Origin of the sequence: Rickettsia asiatica, assembly GCF_007989425.1 — a bacterium.
GTDB lineage: Bacteria > Pseudomonadota > Alphaproteobacteria > Rickettsiales > Rickettsiaceae > Rickettsia > Rickettsia helvetica.
This window is the reverse complement of sequence record NZ_AP019563.1, coordinates 58,477-73,263: the sequence shown is the minus strand read 5'-3', so window position 1 is coordinate 73,263 and position 14,787 is coordinate 58,477. Positions and strand designations below refer to the sequence as shown.

The window sequence follows — 14,787 nt, the reverse complement described above, 5'->3', positions numbered from 1 at the left end:
AAATAACTTTAATATTGCTACACATTATTGACAAAACAAACCTAAAAAAACAAGTTTTTTATATGTTTTACTGGATTCCCGCTTTTAGCTAGGAATGACATCAGCAGCGTTTATAGCAACTAACACCAAATAAAATTAAATAGTAAAAAATTAATTTAATGACCAAAGCGTATAATATCATTCATCATAAATTTGACGTAATAGTTGTAGGTGCAGGCGGAGCGGGTCTTCGTTCTGCATTCGGTATGGCTAAAGAAGGGCTAAATACCGCCTGTATAACTAAGCTATTCCCAACCCGTAGTCATACTGTGGCTGCACAAGGCGGAATCAGTGCAGCACTTGGAAATATGGGCGAAGATGACTGGCGTTGGCATATGTATGATACGGTAAAAGGATCGGACTGGTTAGGTGATCAGAATGCCATCGAGTATATGTGCAAGAACGCTCCCGATGCGATTTTAGAGCTTGAGCATTACGGCGTACCTTTTTCAAGAACCGAAGAGGGAAAAATTTATCAGCGTCCTTTTGGAGGAATGACAACAGAGTATGGTAAAGGAAAAGCAGCTCAGCGTACATGTGCTGCGGCAGATCGTACGGGGCATGCCATACTTCATACTTTATATCAGCAGTCACTAAAACATAAAGTGCAGTTTTTTGTTGAATATTTTGCTATTGATTTATTGATGGAAGACGGTGAATGTAGAGGCGTAGTTGCGTGGAATTTAGATGACGGTAGTCTACATTGTTTTAGAGCTCATAATGTAGTGCTTGCGACGGGTGGATACGGACGTGCTTATTTTTCGGCGACTTCTGCCCATACTTGTACGGGTGACGGGGGTGGTATGGCGATTAGAGCTGGTCTTCCGCTGCAAGATATGGAGTTTGTACAGTTCCATCCGACCGGTATATATTCAGCTGGTTGTCTTATTACCGAGGGAGCAAGAGGTGAAGGGGGATATCTCGTTAATTCAAACGGAGAGCGTTTTATGGAGCGTTACGCTCCTGCTGCAAAGGATTTAGCTTCAAGAGACGTAGTTTCAAGAGCAATGACTATTGAGATTCGTGAAGGGCGAGGAGTTGGCGAGCATAAAGATCATGTATTCTTGTATTTAAATCATTTATCGCCTGAAATTTTACATAGCCGTTTGCCTGGCATCTCTGAGACGGCTAAAATTTTTGCTGGTGTAGATGTCACTAAAGAGCCGATACCGGTACTTCCTACAGTACATTATAATATGGGCGGGATACCGACGAATTATCACGGTCAAGTCATAATCAAAGACGGTACGAATCATAATAGCGTAGTAAAGGGACTTATGGCAATCGGTGAAGCGGCTTGCGTATCGGTACACGGAGCTAATCGATTAGGGTCAAACTCTTTGCTTGATTTAGTAGTGTTCGGTAGAAGCTCTGCATTAAAAGCAGCCGAGCTTATTAAGCCTGCGAGTCCTCATAAGCCTTTAAAAGAAGAAAGCCTTGAAAAAGTTATTAATAGATTTGATAAAATACGTCACGCTAACGGTAATATTTTAGTTGCAGATTTAAGGCTTAAAATGCAAAGAACTATGCAAAGCCACGCTTCGGTATTTAGAACTCAAGAAGTACTAGATGAAGGAGCAGGAATGATTAGCGAGATAAGAAGCGGCTATAAAGATATAAAAATTAATGATAAATCTTTAATTTGGAATAGTGATTTAGTCGAAGCCTTAGAGCTAGATAATCTACTTGATCAAGCTTTGGTTACGGTATATTCAGCAGCTGCAAGAAAGGAAAGCAGAGGAGCTCATGCTCGGGAAGATTACCCTGATCGTAACGATGAAGATTGGATGAAACATACTCTTAGCTCTATCGATGAAACTGATAAAGTCGTACTTGATTATAAACCTGTGACGTTAACCACTTTAACCGATGAAATAAGTGCAATTCCACCGGCAAAAAGAGTGTATTAAACTTCGTCTACCGGCTCTTTAGTTATCATTTGTATATCAAAATATGTTTGAGTATTTAATAAAATTCTATCCAAAAATCCTTTTCATTGTAGAGGGGACTTTGGTAACTTTAAAATATAGCGTTATTGCTGTTATATTCGGTTTAGTGATAGGGATGCTACTCGCTATTTGTAAGGTAAATAAGAATCGTAGCATAAGATTTTTTGCTGATTTATATACTTCTATTTTTAGAGGGACGCCTTTATTAATTCAGCTAAGTATTATTTATTTTGCCTCGCCTTATATAATAGGTATTAAATTTAGCGTGTTTATGGCGGGAGCTATTTCTTTTTCGCTGAATTCGGGAGCATATGTTTCAGAAGTAATTAGAGCGGGGATTAATGCGGTTGATAAAGGACAGTTTGAAGCAGCTGAAGCTCTTGCTATCCCAAGGTTTTTAATAATGAAAGATATAATCTTGCCGCAAGCAGTTAAAAATATTTTTCCGTCATTAGTAAACGAACTTATTAATTTAATTAAAGAATCGGCGATTATTTCTATGATCGGTGAGGTGGATTTAATGCGTAGAGCACAAATTGTGTCACTTGAAACATATAATTACTTTTTTCCAATGCTTGTTGCTGCGTGCTGTTATTATATTTTAGTGATGTTAATCAGCTTTATAGCAAAAATAATTGAGAAAAAAATGATTGTTAATTAAAACATACTTGCTTTTATGGAAAAAGTAATTATAATTTAAATTTAGTAATTTACAAATTCTTATAATTTGTATTTAGAAATGATTTCAAATAAAGGGTGGAAGTATTTTTTACACCCTTTATTTATCGTATATATAAGTTTTTTTGGAGTATTTTTTTAATGCCGACATATAATCAATTAGTACGTTTTGGGAGAAAGTCAAAAACTCGTAAGACCAAATCTCCTGCCTTAGAATCTAATCCTTTTAAAAGCGGTGTTTGCTTAGTTGTAAAAACCGTTACCCCTAAAAAGCCTAACTCTGCACTTCGTAAGATCGCAACGGTGCGTTTAAGTAATAAAAGAACCGTAAATGCATATATTCCTGGTGAAAAGCATAGTGTAAAGGAGCATGATAGGGTGTTAGTAAGAGGCGGTCAGGTTCCTGATCTTCCGGGGGTGAAATATCATATCGTACTCGGTGCTTATGATATTGCCGGAGTTAAAGGACGTAAGCAAGGTCGTTCACGTTACGGTGCTCCTCGTAAACAAGTTGCAGTTACAAAAAAATAAATTATTAGTTAGAGAGAAAAAATAAAATGTCACGTCGTCACGCCGCGGAAAAGCGAGTAATTTTACCTGATATGAAATATAACAGTATTTTACTGTCAAGATTTATCAATAATATTATGAAAGAAGGGAAGAAAGCCCTTGCAGAGAAAATTGTTTATTCAGCCTTTAATAAAATTGAAAAGAAGCATAGAGTCGATCCGTATCAAACCTTTAATAATGCTATGCATAACGTAAAGCCGCATTTAGAAGTAACTTCAGTTAGGGTTGGAGGAGCTAATTATCAAGTTCCGACGCATGTTGATGAAAGAAGAGGATATGCTCTTGCTAGCCGTTGGATTATTAATGCTGCGTCAAAACGTTCTGAAAAAATGATGATTGATAAACTTGCCGAAGAGCTGTTTGAAGCTTCTAATAATAGAGGCGTTGCCATTAAGAAGAAAGAAGATACTCATAAAATGGCTGAAGCTAATAAAGCTTTCTCTCATTTTAGCCCTAAAAAAATGAAATAAGGTAGGGTATAATGAGTAAAATAAATAAACTTGAGCATATTCGTAATATCGGTATATGTGCTCACATTGATGCTGGTAAAACCACAACTACCGAACGTGTTTTATATTATACCGGTAAATCACATAAAATAGGTGAAGTTCATGAGGGCGGTGCTACCATGGACTGGATGGAGCAAGAGCAAGAACGCGGTATAACCATTACCTCAGCTGCTACTACTTGTAGATGGCAAGATAAAATAATTAATATTATCGATACTCCCGGACACGTTGACTTTACTATCGAAGTAGAGCGTTCGCTTCGTGTTCTTGACGGTGCGGTTGCAGTATTTGACGGTGTAGCAGGTGTTGAACCGCAGTCAGAAACGGTTTGGAGGCAAGCAGATAAATATAATGTGCCTAGAATGTGTTTTGTCAATAAAATGGACAGAATGGGAGCAGATTTTTATAGATGCGTTGAAATGATCAAAGATCGTTTAGGAGCAAAACCGCTTGTTATTCAGTTGCCTGTAGGGATTGAAGAAAATTTTAAAGGTATAATTGATCTTGTTAAAATGAAAGCAGTGATTTGGAAAGATGAATCACTTGGAGCTGAGTATTTTGAAGAAGATATACCTGCTGATATGAAAGATAAAGCTGAAGAATATCGTGCTAAATTACTTGATATGGTTGTTGAGTTAGATGATCATGTTATGGAAAAATATTTATCAGGTGAAGAAGTAACAGAAGAAGAGATTAAAAGATTAATCCGAAATGGGACTATTTCAGCAGCTTTTTATCCGGTTTTATGCGGTAGTGCTTTTAAAAATAAAGGAGTGCAACCTTTACTTGATGCCGTAGTTGATTTCCTACCTTCGCCTATTGATATAGGTATAGTAAAAGGTATGGAAGTAAATACCGGTGAAGAAAAAGATTTCCCTATTTCAGTAACTGAGCCGTTTGCAGCTTTAGCATTTAAAATTATGAATGACCCGTTTGTTGGTTCATTAACTTTTATTAGAATATATTCAGGTAAAATTACTTCAGGAATAACTGTTATTAATACCGTAAAGAATAAAAGAGAAAAAATCGGTAGAATGCTATTAATGCATGCTAATAATCGTGAAGACGTAAAAGAAGCATCAGCAGGTGATATAGTAGCTTTAGCAGGTCTTAAAGATACTACCACCGGTGATACGTTATCCGATATTGATAAGCAAGTAATCTTAGAAAGAATGGAATTTCCGGAGCCGGTAATTGAGCTTGCAGTAGAACCTAAATCAACAGCCGATCAAGAAAAAATGGGCTTAGCACTTTCTCGTTTGGCAGCCGAAGATCCATCATTTAGAGTTTCAACAGATCATGAAACAGGACAAACAGTGATAAAAGGAATGGGAGAACTCCATTTAGAAATTATCATTGATCGTATGAGAAGAGAGTTTAAGGTTGAAGCAAATATTGGAGCTCCTCAAGTAGCATATCGCGAAACTATAACAAAAGCTTGCGAAATTGATTATACCCATAAGAAACAATCTGGCGGTGCAGGACAATTTGCTCGTGTAAAAATTATTTTTGAGCCTCTAAAAGAGGTAAAAGATCTAAAAGATGAGGATAAAAATAAAACTTTTGTCTTTGAAAGTAAAATCGTCGGCGGTGCCGTGCCTAAAGAATATATACCAGGTGTTGAAAAAGGATTAAATAATATTAGAGAAACCGGTGTTATTGCCGGTTATCCTATGATTGATTTTAAAGCGACTTTAGTTGACGGTGCGTTTCATGATGTAGATTCTAGTGTACTTGCATTTGAGATTGCTGCAAAGGCAGCGTTTAGAGAAGGAATGCCGAAAGGTCATCCTAAATTACTTGAGCCGATTATGAAAGTTGAAGTTATCACTCCTGATGAATATATGGGTGATATTATAGGCGATTTAAATAGTCGTAGAGGGCAAATTCAAAGCATGGATCCAAGAGGGAATGCTCAAGTAGTTACTGCGAATATTCCTTTAGCGGAAATGTTTGGTTATGTTAATATGCTTAGGTCTTTATCTCAAGGTAGAGCTCAGTTTAGTATGATATTTTCTCATTATGATCAAGTGCCAAGTCAGGTAGCTGATATTATTAAAGCTAAAAAATAATTTAGACCTGTACACTTTTGATTAATGATTATAATTATGAGGTATTTTTAAACGAAAATTAATAAGATTTTTGAGAGGATAGTTGTTTCCATTTCAAAAAAATCTTATAATTTGCAGCTAAAAAGAACCTTAATTATGATTATTCTATTAAAAGTGTATAGAACCTAGAGGTCTCTAACTAGATATAATTAATGTCATGTCTTGCAAAGGTAAATGTTGTTTTACTATGACAGCTTATAAATTAGAAGTACCGGTTATTATAGTAATTTTTTAATAATAACAAATATTTTTAATAAATTTATTGATTTTTTATTAAAAATATGATAGGAGTGTAGCTCAATTGGTAGAGCACCGGTCTCCAAAACCGGAGGTTGCGGGTTCGATGCCTGTCGCTCCTGCCGTTATAGGTTTAGAGTTTTTTTGCTATAAAATATAGACTTTTTACAAAATTCGCTTATAGAGAGGAATTTGAAAGAGATACTTCACCTCGAATCGCAGCGTACATACTAGTACATGAGAATTCCAGTGCTGGATCATCATCTCAATTACCTCTAGAAGTAGAATTTTGTAAGAAGTCTAAATAAATTACCTAACAAAAATATGTTTAAAGAATATAAAATTTATAAGTTTTTTGAACAAGTTAAACAAGAAACTTATAAGGTAGTTTGGCCAACTAGAAAAGAGCTTGTTGCTTCAACATTAGTAGTGGTAGTAGCAGTTTTTATTTTTAGCCTAATTTGTTTGGTGCTTGATTATAGTATACATAACATAATGCAGCTTTTGCTTAATATCGGCAAATAGTATAAGGAATAAATTGTGACAGAACAGAGTATAGATAATATATTGCCTTCTTCTGAAAAAAATGTAAAGCAGTGGTATGTGGTACATACGGCATCGGGAGCAGAGAAACGCATTAAAGAAGATATGCTTAGAAAAATCGCTAAACAGAAAATGACGGATTTTTTTGAAGATATATTAATACCTGTTTTTGGAGTTTCTGAAGTTAAACGCGGTAAAAATATCAAGGTAGAAAAAAAACTAATGCCGAGTTATATCTTGATAAAGATGAATATGACTGATAAATCTTGGCATTTAGTGAAAAATATACCTGGAGTAACCGGCTTTTTAGGAAGCAAAACCATGCCAAAAGCTCTTACAGAAAGCGAAATACAAAATATTTTTAATAATTTGGAAGCAGAAGCTAAAGAAGCAAAGAATTCTAAATTGTATGAAGTCGGTGAAATAGTGACTGTTACAGATGGTCCTTTTGAAACTTTCATAGGTACAGTAGAAGAAATAGATCAAGAAAAAAATAGGTTAAAAGTTTCAGTTTCAATATTTGGTAAAGCAACTCCAATAGAACTAAATTTTAATCAAGTAAAGAAAAATGATTAAAAGTCGATAGCATTTTTAAAATACTACTAAATAAAATGAAGAGTAAGAAAAATAAATAAATTTTTAATAAAAGTGAAAACCGCTTTTCATTTTCATTACTCATTATTTAAAACTTCTTTAAAAAAAAGAAGTATATGTCTAGTTAGGACTAAAGTACAATATATAAATTACCTCTACGTAAGAGTGTTATAAAGTAATATTAATTTAAGAGAAAAATAAGGATATTTATAGAATGTCTCAGAAAGCAATAAAAGGTTATATTAACTTGATAATTCCGGCTGCCGGAGCCGCTCCTGCTCCTCCTATAGGACCGGCCCTAGGGCAAAGAAAAGTTAATATTGTAGCATTTTGTAAAGATTTTAATGATGCTACGCAAGGTATGGAAAAAGGAATACCTCTGCCAACCGTAATTACCGTTTATGAAGATAGTAGTTTTTCTTTTAAAATAAAAACTCCTCCTGCTTCTTACTTTTTAAAGAAGTATGCTAAAATTACTAAAGGTTCTAGTGCTACTAAAAAAGAAGCCATAGTAGGTAAAGTTACTATGGATGATTGTCGTGAAATTGCAAAGTTAAAAATGCCTGATTTAAATACAAAAAATATTGAAGCAGCAACAAAAATTATTTGTGGTAGTGCTACATCTATGGGACTTGAAGTGGTAGGGAATTAATTATTATGTCAAATAAGAAAGATGTTGCCGTAAAAATTAGCGGCGGTAAAAAAATAAGAGAAGCTAGAGAAAAAGTAAAATCAGATACTTTATATAATTTAACAAATGCAGTTGAACGATTAAAATTAGCATCATATGTTAAATTTGATCCAACCTTAGAAATAGTTATGAAGCTTGGAATTGATCCTAGACATTCTGATCAAATGGTACGCGGCGTAGTTAATTTACCTGCCGGTACAGGCAAAACCGTAAGAGTTGCCGTTATTTGTAAAGAAGAAAGAGAAGAGGAAGCTAAAAGTGCTAGAGCAGATTTAGTAGGTTCAACAAATATCATTGATGAAATTAAAGCAGGGAAAATTAATTTCGATGTATGTATAGCTACTCCCGATATGATGGCAGCTATAGGTTCAGTTGCAAGAATTTTAGGACCAAAAGGTTTAATGCCTAACCCTAAACTTGGTACCGTAACTTTAGATATTAAAAATGCTATTAAAAATGCTAAAAGCGGTCAGGTAGAATATAGAGCAGAGAAAGCAGGTATAGTTCATGCAGGGCTTGGAAAGTTATCTTTCTCAGACCAAGATTTATTAAAAAATTTAAATGCGTTTATTAAAGCAGTAATTAAAGCGAAACCTGCCGGATTAAAAGGAAGTTATTTAAAAGCAATGTATTTATCTTCTACTATGGGAGCATCGGTACAAATAGATTTAACTAGTATAGCATAATTTTTATAGTCGTTTAACGGTAATAGTAATAATAAAAAAGTTTTGTTATTTTAAGCATTTGTATCAGTTTAAATATATTAGTTATAAAAGGAGAATTAAAAGGTGTTAAGATCAGAAAAACCGGTAGCAGTAGAGGATATTGTAAATATTTATAAAGAATCGCCATCTGTAATTATTACTCATTATCACGGGTTAACCGTTAGTCAAGTGAGTTCGCTTAGAGAATCACTTAAATCTAAAGAAGCAGGTTTTAAAGTAGTTAAAAATACTTTAGCAAAAATAGCTGCAAATCAAGCAGGGCTTGATAGTATTGCTAATTTATTTGCGGGTCCTACTGCTATTGTTTATTCTAAAGAACCGGTTGAGATGGCAAAATTAGTAGTTAATTTTGCTAAGGCTAATGATAATCTTAAGATTATTGGTGGAATAGTCGATAATCACGTATTAGATGAACATTCAATAAAAGAACTTTCTAAGCTACCTTCACTTAATGAGCTTAGAGGTAAAATTGTTGGGTTATTACAAGCACTGGCTACTAAGGTTGTAGGTGTTTTACAAGCCCCGTCTTCGAGTATGGCAAGAGTAATACAAGCGCATGCTAGTAAAAATTAACTTAAAGGTTACTGCATCAGGTATTTTAATTGATAATTAAAGAGCTTTTATAGTGAAAATTAATAAGGTTTTTGTCGAAATAATTGTTCCTATTTTTAAAAAATCTTATAATTTGCAGCAAAAAAGAATTTAATTATCAATTAAAATACCTGATGCAGTAACCTCTCAATATAAAAAAAGTAAAAAGGAAAAAATTATGGCAGATTTAGCTAAAATTGAAGAACAATTATCATCATTAACATTAATGCAAGCAGCTGAGCTTGTGAAAATGCTAGAAGAAAAATGGGGTGTATCTGCAGCAGCACCTGTAGCTGTAGCAGCTGCCGGCACTGCAGCTCCTGCGGCTGAAGCAGCTGCTGAAAAAACTGAGTTTGAAGTAGTTTTAACAGCTGCCGGTGACAAGAAAGTTGAAGTAATTAAAGTTGTAAAAGATATCACAGGTCTTGGTTTAATTGAAGCTAAGAAATTAGTTGATGAAGCTCCAAAGCCGATTAAAAGCAATGTGAAAAAAGCAGAAGCAGAAGAAATCAAAGGTAAGTTAGAAGCTGCCGGAGCAAAAGTTGAATTAAAATAATTATTTCTACACTAGGTTCTATAAAGAAAAGTTAAATTATTCGTATTTTTAGATATTTTTAAGTAAAAATTAATAAGATTCTTGCTGGAACAGTTATTTTTATTCCAAAAAAAATCTTATAATTTTCCTTTACAGGACCTAATGTTTTTTGCATTACAGATGAAATATTTTATAGCTTTAAATTAACTTCTTAAAATCTAAAAAGCCTTATTTTAGTAATTAAATTTGAATAAGGCTTTTTTGTTTAAAAATTATTTAATTAGCTTTAAAATTATTTTGTTAACAGTGCCATAGTAAATTAACTTGAATTAGGGATGATTTATAGAAAATATTTTATTTTTTTAAGGGAATAGCGAATACCTCTAATACTAATCATTTACGATATGAAATATGTTCTTAAAAAATTAAAAGATGATGTAGAAATTATCCCTAATTCAAGTTAATTTACTATAACATACCATACGTCTAGAAATTTAAATTATTGAAATTTTCTAGGTTCTGTGAACATTTATAATTGATTTTTAGTGAAAATTAATAAGATTTTTGAAGAAATGCTCTTATTTTAAAAAAATCTTATAATTTTTTGCAACAAACAAATAACCAAAATCAAATCTTTTTAGAAATGTTCGCAGAGCCTACACAAGATCTAAATAAGAAACTTACTAGGTTTCTTTAATTTAAGTTCTATGTAAAAAAATTTAAAACAGTATATTTTAGTTTTTTACTGCAAATTATAAGCATTTTATCGAAATAGGTATCTATTCCAATAAAAACTTTATTGTTTAAAATATAAATAATTTAAATTTTATATACAGAACCTAATCACTTCAATACGGGCAGTAATTTTATCAGTCAGGAGATTATATGGTTTCATTAAGGGATAATATAGAAGCACAACCCTTGTCACATAATAGAAGAATAAGAAAAAATTTCGGTCACATAAATTTAGTAGCAGATATACCGAATTTGATTGCAATTCAAAAAAATTCATATGAAAAAAACTTTCTACAGTTAAATATTAAAGATTCTGAAAGAAAAAACAAAGGTTTACAATCTATATTAAACTCAATTTTTCCTATTTCAGATTCCTCCAATATTGCTAATTTAGAATTTGTAAAATATGAATTCGATACTCCAAAATATGATGTAGAAGAGTGCAGTCAAAGAAGTTTAAGTTATGCTGCTCCTCTTAAAGTTACTTTAAGATTAAGTATTTGGGATATAGATGAGGATACCGGTACTAGAGAAATTAAAGGGATTAAAGAGCAAGAAGTATATATGGGTGATATCCCATTAATGACTAAAAACGGTACTTTTATTATCAACGGTACGGAAAGAGTAGTTGTATCACAAATGCATCGCTCACCTGGCGTATTCTTTTATCATGATGAAGGAAAAATTCACTCTTCCGGCAAGCTTTTATATTCTGCTCGTGTTATTCCATATAGAGGGTCTTGGCTTGATTTAGAATTCGACGCTAAGGATGTTATTTATTTCAGGATTGATAGAAAAAGAAAGCTTTATGCTACTACTTTGCTTAGAGCTATAGGTATGAGTACTGAAGAAATTATAAAATTTTATTATAATTCAGTAACTTATAAGCTTGTTAAAAATAAAGGTTGGGCGGTTAAATTTATACCTCAGCATATTACTGCTCATCGTTTAACAAGTGATTTAGTAGATGCAGATACCGGAAATGTGCTACTGAAAGCAGGACAAAAAATTACCCTGCGTTTGGCTAAAAAATATTTTGGAGAAGGGCTTAATAATATTTTAGTAGCTCATGAAACTTTAATCGGCAAATATCTATCTGAAGATTTAAGAGATCCTGCAAGCGATGAAGTATTAGCAAAAATCGGTGAAATGATTACTGCTGATATGCTAAATGTTATTAATGATCTTAAAATTAAAAATGTTAACATATTAGTAATCAGTCCTCAATCCGGTCCATATATAAGAAATACCTTATTTGCCGATAAAAATCAGGACCGTGAGGCAGCATTATGTGACATTTTCAGAGTTCTAAGACCAGGCGAACCTGCTAATATTGAAGCAGCCGAAAGCTTATTTTATAATTTATTCTTTGATGTGGAAAGATATGATCTTTCAGAAGTCGGGCGAATAAAAATGAATTCTAGGTTAGAACTGAATATTTCTGAAGAAGTTACGATTTTAACAATTGATGATATTAAAAATATCGTAAGAGTTTTAGTAGAGCTTAAAGACAGTAAAGGTATCATAGACGATATTGATCATTTAGGTAATAGAAGGGTTAGATCGGTAGGTGAATTGATAGAAAATCAATTTAGAATAGGTTTAGTCCGAATGGAAAAATCTGTAATTGAAAGGATGTCGGCAGGTGATGTTGATACCGTAATGCCTCATGATTTAGTAAATTCTAAAATTTTAGTTTCGGTAGTAAAAGAATTTTTTAGTACCTCCCAATTATCCCAATTTATGGATCAAACAAATCCATTATCGGAAATAACTCATAAAAGAAGGCTGTCGGCACTCGGTCCTGGAGGTCTTAGCCGAGATCGAGCAGGTTTTGAGGTACGTGACGTACATCCGACTCATTACGGTCGTATTTGTCCTATTGAAACACCTGAAGGTCAGAATATCGGGTTAATTAACTCTATGGCTACTTATGCCAGGATAAATAAACACGGTTTTATAGAGAGTCCGTATAGAAGAGTTAAAGATGGGCGTGTAACCGATGAAGTGGTATATCTTTCTGCTATTGAAGAAGGTAAATACAAAATCGGACAAGCAAATTCTAAAGTTGATAAAGACGGAAAGTTGCAAGGAGAGTTTATTAATTGCCGTGTTGAGGGTGGAAATTTTGTAATGGTAGAACCTCATGAGGTGGATTTCATTGATGTAACGCCTATGCAGGTAGTATCGGTTGCGGCTTCTCTTATACCTTTCTTAGAAAACGATGATGCTAACCGTGCTTTAATGGGTTCAAACATGCAAAGACAAGCCGTTCCTTTAATTAAAACGGATGCACCTTTTGTAGGTACCGGAGTTGAAGGGGTGGTAGCTAAAGATTCCGGAGCGTCAGTGCTTGCATTACATGACGGTATTGTTGAGCAGGTAGATTCAAATAGAATCGTGATTAGAACTCTAGAACAAAAAGTTGACGGTTCTCCTTCGGTTGATATTTATAACTTACTAAAATTCCAAAAATCCAATCATAATACTTGTATAAATCAAAAGCCTTTAGTTAAGGTCGGTCATTATGTTAAGAAAAACGATATTATAGCTGACGGTCCTAGTACGGATAACGGTGAAATTGCTTTAGGTAGAAACGTGCTTGTGGCTTTCTTACCTTGGAACGGTTATAATTTTGAAGATTCAATTTTAATATCCGAACGTATAGTAAAAGAGGATGTATTTACATCTATTCATATTGAAGAGTTTGAAGTAATAGCTAGAGATACACGCCTTGGTCCTGAAGAAATTACCCGGGATATACCGAATGTAAGTGAAGAAGCGTTGCATCATCTTGATGAGGTCGGAATAATTTATGTAGGTGCGGAAGTAAAAGCTGGTGATATTTTAGTCGGAAAAGTAACGCCGAAAAGCGAGTCGCCTATTACTCCGGAAGAAAAATTATTGCGTGCTATTTTCGGAGAAAAAGCTTTTGATGTGAAAGATTCATCGCTGCATGTACCTTCCGGAGTTAGTGGAACTGTAGTAGAAGTAAGGGTATTTTCTCGTAGAGGTATAGAAAAAGACCAGCGAGCTATTGCTATTGCAAAACAACAAATTGAAAAATTAGCAAAAGATAGAGACGATGAATTAGAAATTATTGAGCATTTTGTGTTTAGTTGGCTTGAAAAGCTTTTAGTAGGGCAGGTGATTATTAACGGTCCTAAGCAAGTAAAAGCAGGACAAGCTATTACTACTGAAATGCTAAAAGGTTTATCTAAAGGGCAGTTTTGGCAGTTTACCGTGGAAGATGCAAATGTAATGAATGAAATAGAGCAGATAAAGACTCATTATGATGAGAAAAAAGAGGCTCTTGATAAAAGATTTGCTACTAAGGTAGAGAAATTGCAAAGCGGTGATGATTTACCTCAGGGAGCTTTAAAAGTAGTAAAAGTATTTATTGCAACTAAGCATAAATTACAGCCCGGTGATAAGATGGCAGGAAGACACGGAAATAAAGGTGTTATTTCACGTATCGTACCTGAAGAGGATATGCCGTTTTTAGAAGATGGAACTGTGGTAGATATCGTTCTTAACCCTCTAGGTCTTCCGTCCCGTATGAATATAGGACAGATTTTAGAAACGCATCTTGGGTGGGCATCAATAAATTTAGCAAAAAAAATATCTACCTTAGTAAAGGAATATGAAAATAAACATATAGGTATTGAGCAGATTAAGAAATTCTTAATTGAACTGTATGGAGAAAATATTCATTCTGTACTTGAAAGACCAGCAGAAGAGATTATCTCTTTTTGTAAGGAAGTAAGTAAAGGCGTACATTTTGCAACGCCTGTATTTGACGGAGCAAAAGTTCAGGACGTTAAAGATATGCTAAAGCTTGCCGGTCAAGATCCTTCAGGACAAGTAAAATTAATTGACGGTAGAACTGGTGAATATTTTGATCGTCTAGTAACCGTCGGACAGAAATATTTGCTGAAATTGCATCATTTAGTCGATAATAAAATTCACTCCCGTTCTATAGGGCCTTATAGCTTAGTAACGCAGCAACCGCTTGGAGGTAAGTCTCATTTCGGCGGACAGCGTTTCGGGGAAATGGAATGCTGGGCATTACAAGCTTACGGTGCAGCTTATACGTTACAGGAAATGTTAACGGTTAAGTCGGATGACGTAAACGGTAGGATCAAAACTTATGATTCTATAGTACGCGGTGAAAATAATTTTGAATCAGGCATTCCTGAATCATTTAATGTTATGATAAAAGAATTTAGATCTTTATGTCTTAACGTAAAGCTTGAAGTGACTTCGAGTTAAATGTGTTA

The 14,787-nt window shown here is 33.9% G+C and carries 12 protein-coding genes and 1 tRNA gene; all 13 read left to right on the top strand.

What is annotated here, in order from left to right:
* Positions 1-158: 158 nt before the first annotated feature.
* The 13 genes from sdhA to rpoB all read left to right on the top strand — a co-directional run bounded on the left by sdhA (position 159) and on the right by rpoB (position 14,779).
* Positions 159-1,949 carry a succinate dehydrogenase flavoprotein subunit gene (gene sdhA, locus RAS_RS00435; RefSeq protein ID WP_147141296.1) on the top strand — a complete coding sequence of 597 codons (1,791 nt, stop codon included), beginning with the start codon at positions 159-161 and terminating at the stop codon, positions 1,947-1,949.
* A 43-nt stretch (positions 1,950-1,992) separates the two neighbouring features.
* Positions 1,993-2,649 (top strand): amino acid ABC transporter permease, encoded by a 657-nt coding sequence (locus RAS_RS00430; protein WP_147141294.1) that lies wholly within the window; start codon positions 1,993-1,995, stop codon positions 2,647-2,649.
* A gap of 158 nt (positions 2,650-2,807) precedes the next feature.
* Positions 2,808-3,197, top strand: a complete 390-nt coding sequence (rpsL, locus tag RAS_RS00425; RefSeq protein WP_004996647.1) for a 30S ribosomal protein S12 — start codon at positions 2,808-2,810, stop codon at positions 3,195-3,197.
* A 26-nt stretch (positions 3,198-3,223) separates the two neighbouring features.
* Positions 3,224-3,706: a 30S ribosomal protein S7 gene (rpsG, locus tag RAS_RS00420; RefSeq protein WP_004996646.1), complete on the top strand. Its 483-nt coding sequence runs from the start codon at positions 3,224-3,226 to the stop codon at positions 3,704-3,706.
* Between the two features lie 11 nt (positions 3,707-3,717).
* Positions 3,718-5,817 carry an elongation factor G gene (gene fusA / locus RAS_RS00415; protein WP_147141290.1) on the top strand — a complete coding sequence of 700 codons (2,100 nt, stop codon included), beginning with the start codon at positions 3,718-3,720 and terminating at the stop codon, positions 5,815-5,817.
* Positions 5,818-6,142: 325 nt separating this feature from the next.
* Positions 6,143-6,215, top strand: a tRNA-Trp gene (locus tag RAS_RS00410).
* Positions 6,216-6,417: 202 nt separating this feature from the next.
* Positions 6,418-6,618: a preprotein translocase subunit SecE gene (gene secE / locus RAS_RS00400; protein WP_004996644.1), complete on the top strand. Its 201-nt coding sequence runs from the start codon at positions 6,418-6,420 to the stop codon at positions 6,616-6,618.
* A 15-nt stretch (positions 6,619-6,633) separates the two neighbouring features.
* Complete coding sequence (gene nusG / locus RAS_RS00395) at positions 6,634-7,212, top strand: transcription termination/antitermination protein NusG (RefSeq protein ID WP_147141287.1); 579 nt, start codon at positions 6,634-6,636, stop codon at positions 7,210-7,212.
* Between the two features lie 232 nt (positions 7,213-7,444).
* Positions 7,445-7,882: a 50S ribosomal protein L11 gene (rplK, locus tag RAS_RS00390; RefSeq protein WP_010423932.1), complete on the top strand. Its 438-nt coding sequence runs from the start codon at positions 7,445-7,447 to the stop codon at positions 7,880-7,882.
* 5 nt (positions 7,883-7,887) lie between these two features.
* Entirely contained in the window at positions 7,888-8,607 is a 720-nt protein-coding gene (rplA, locus tag RAS_RS00385; protein WP_147141284.1) for a 50S ribosomal protein L1, read from the top strand.
* Between the two features lie 102 nt (positions 8,608-8,709).
* Positions 8,710-9,219: a 50S ribosomal protein L10 gene (gene rplJ, locus RAS_RS00380; RefSeq protein ID WP_147141283.1), complete on the top strand. Its 510-nt coding sequence runs from the start codon at positions 8,710-8,712 to the stop codon at positions 9,217-9,219.
* A gap of 196 nt (positions 9,220-9,415) precedes the next feature.
* Positions 9,416-9,793 (top strand): 50S ribosomal protein L7/L12, encoded by a 378-nt coding sequence (gene rplL, locus RAS_RS00375; RefSeq protein WP_147141280.1) that lies wholly within the window; start codon positions 9,416-9,418, stop codon positions 9,791-9,793.
* Between the two features lie 864 nt (positions 9,794-10,657).
* Positions 10,658-14,779: a DNA-directed RNA polymerase subunit beta gene (gene rpoB, locus RAS_RS00370; protein ID WP_147141277.1), complete on the top strand. Its 4,122-nt coding sequence runs from the start codon at positions 10,658-10,660 to the stop codon at positions 14,777-14,779.
* Positions 14,780-14,787 lie beyond the last annotated feature (8 nt).

What these genes read in the sequence shown, in the direction of transcription:
- sdhA (WP_147141296.1), top strand. Translation starts at nt 159, where the DNA reads ATGACCAAAGCGTATAATATCATTCATCATAAATTTGACGTAATAGTT.
- RAS_RS00430 (WP_147141294.1), top strand. Translation starts at nt 1,993, where the DNA reads ATGTTTGAGTATTTAATAAAATTCTATCCAAAAATCCTTTTCATTGTA.
- rpsL (WP_004996647.1), top strand. Translation starts at nt 2,808, where the DNA reads ATGCCGACATATAATCAATTAGTACGTTTTGGGAGAAAGTCAAAAACT.
- rpsG (WP_004996646.1), top strand. Translation starts at nt 3,224, where the DNA reads ATGTCACGTCGTCACGCCGCGGAAAAGCGAGTAATTTTACCTGATATG.
- fusA (WP_147141290.1), top strand. Translation starts at nt 3,718, where the DNA reads ATGAGTAAAATAAATAAACTTGAGCATATTCGTAATATCGGTATATGT.
- secE (WP_004996644.1), top strand. Translation starts at nt 6,418, where the DNA reads ATGTTTAAAGAATATAAAATTTATAAGTTTTTTGAACAAGTTAAACAA.
- rplK (WP_010423932.1), top strand. Translation starts at nt 7,445, where the DNA reads ATGTCTCAGAAAGCAATAAAAGGTTATATTAACTTGATAATTCCGGCT.
- rplA (WP_147141284.1), top strand. Translation starts at nt 7,888, where the DNA reads ATGTCAAATAAGAAAGATGTTGCCGTAAAAATTAGCGGCGGTAAAAAA.
- rplL (WP_147141280.1), top strand. Translation starts at nt 9,416, where the DNA reads ATGGCAGATTTAGCTAAAATTGAAGAACAATTATCATCATTAACATTA.
- rpoB (WP_147141277.1), top strand. Translation starts at nt 10,658, where the DNA reads ATGGTTTCATTAAGGGATAATATAGAAGCACAACCCTTGTCACATAAT.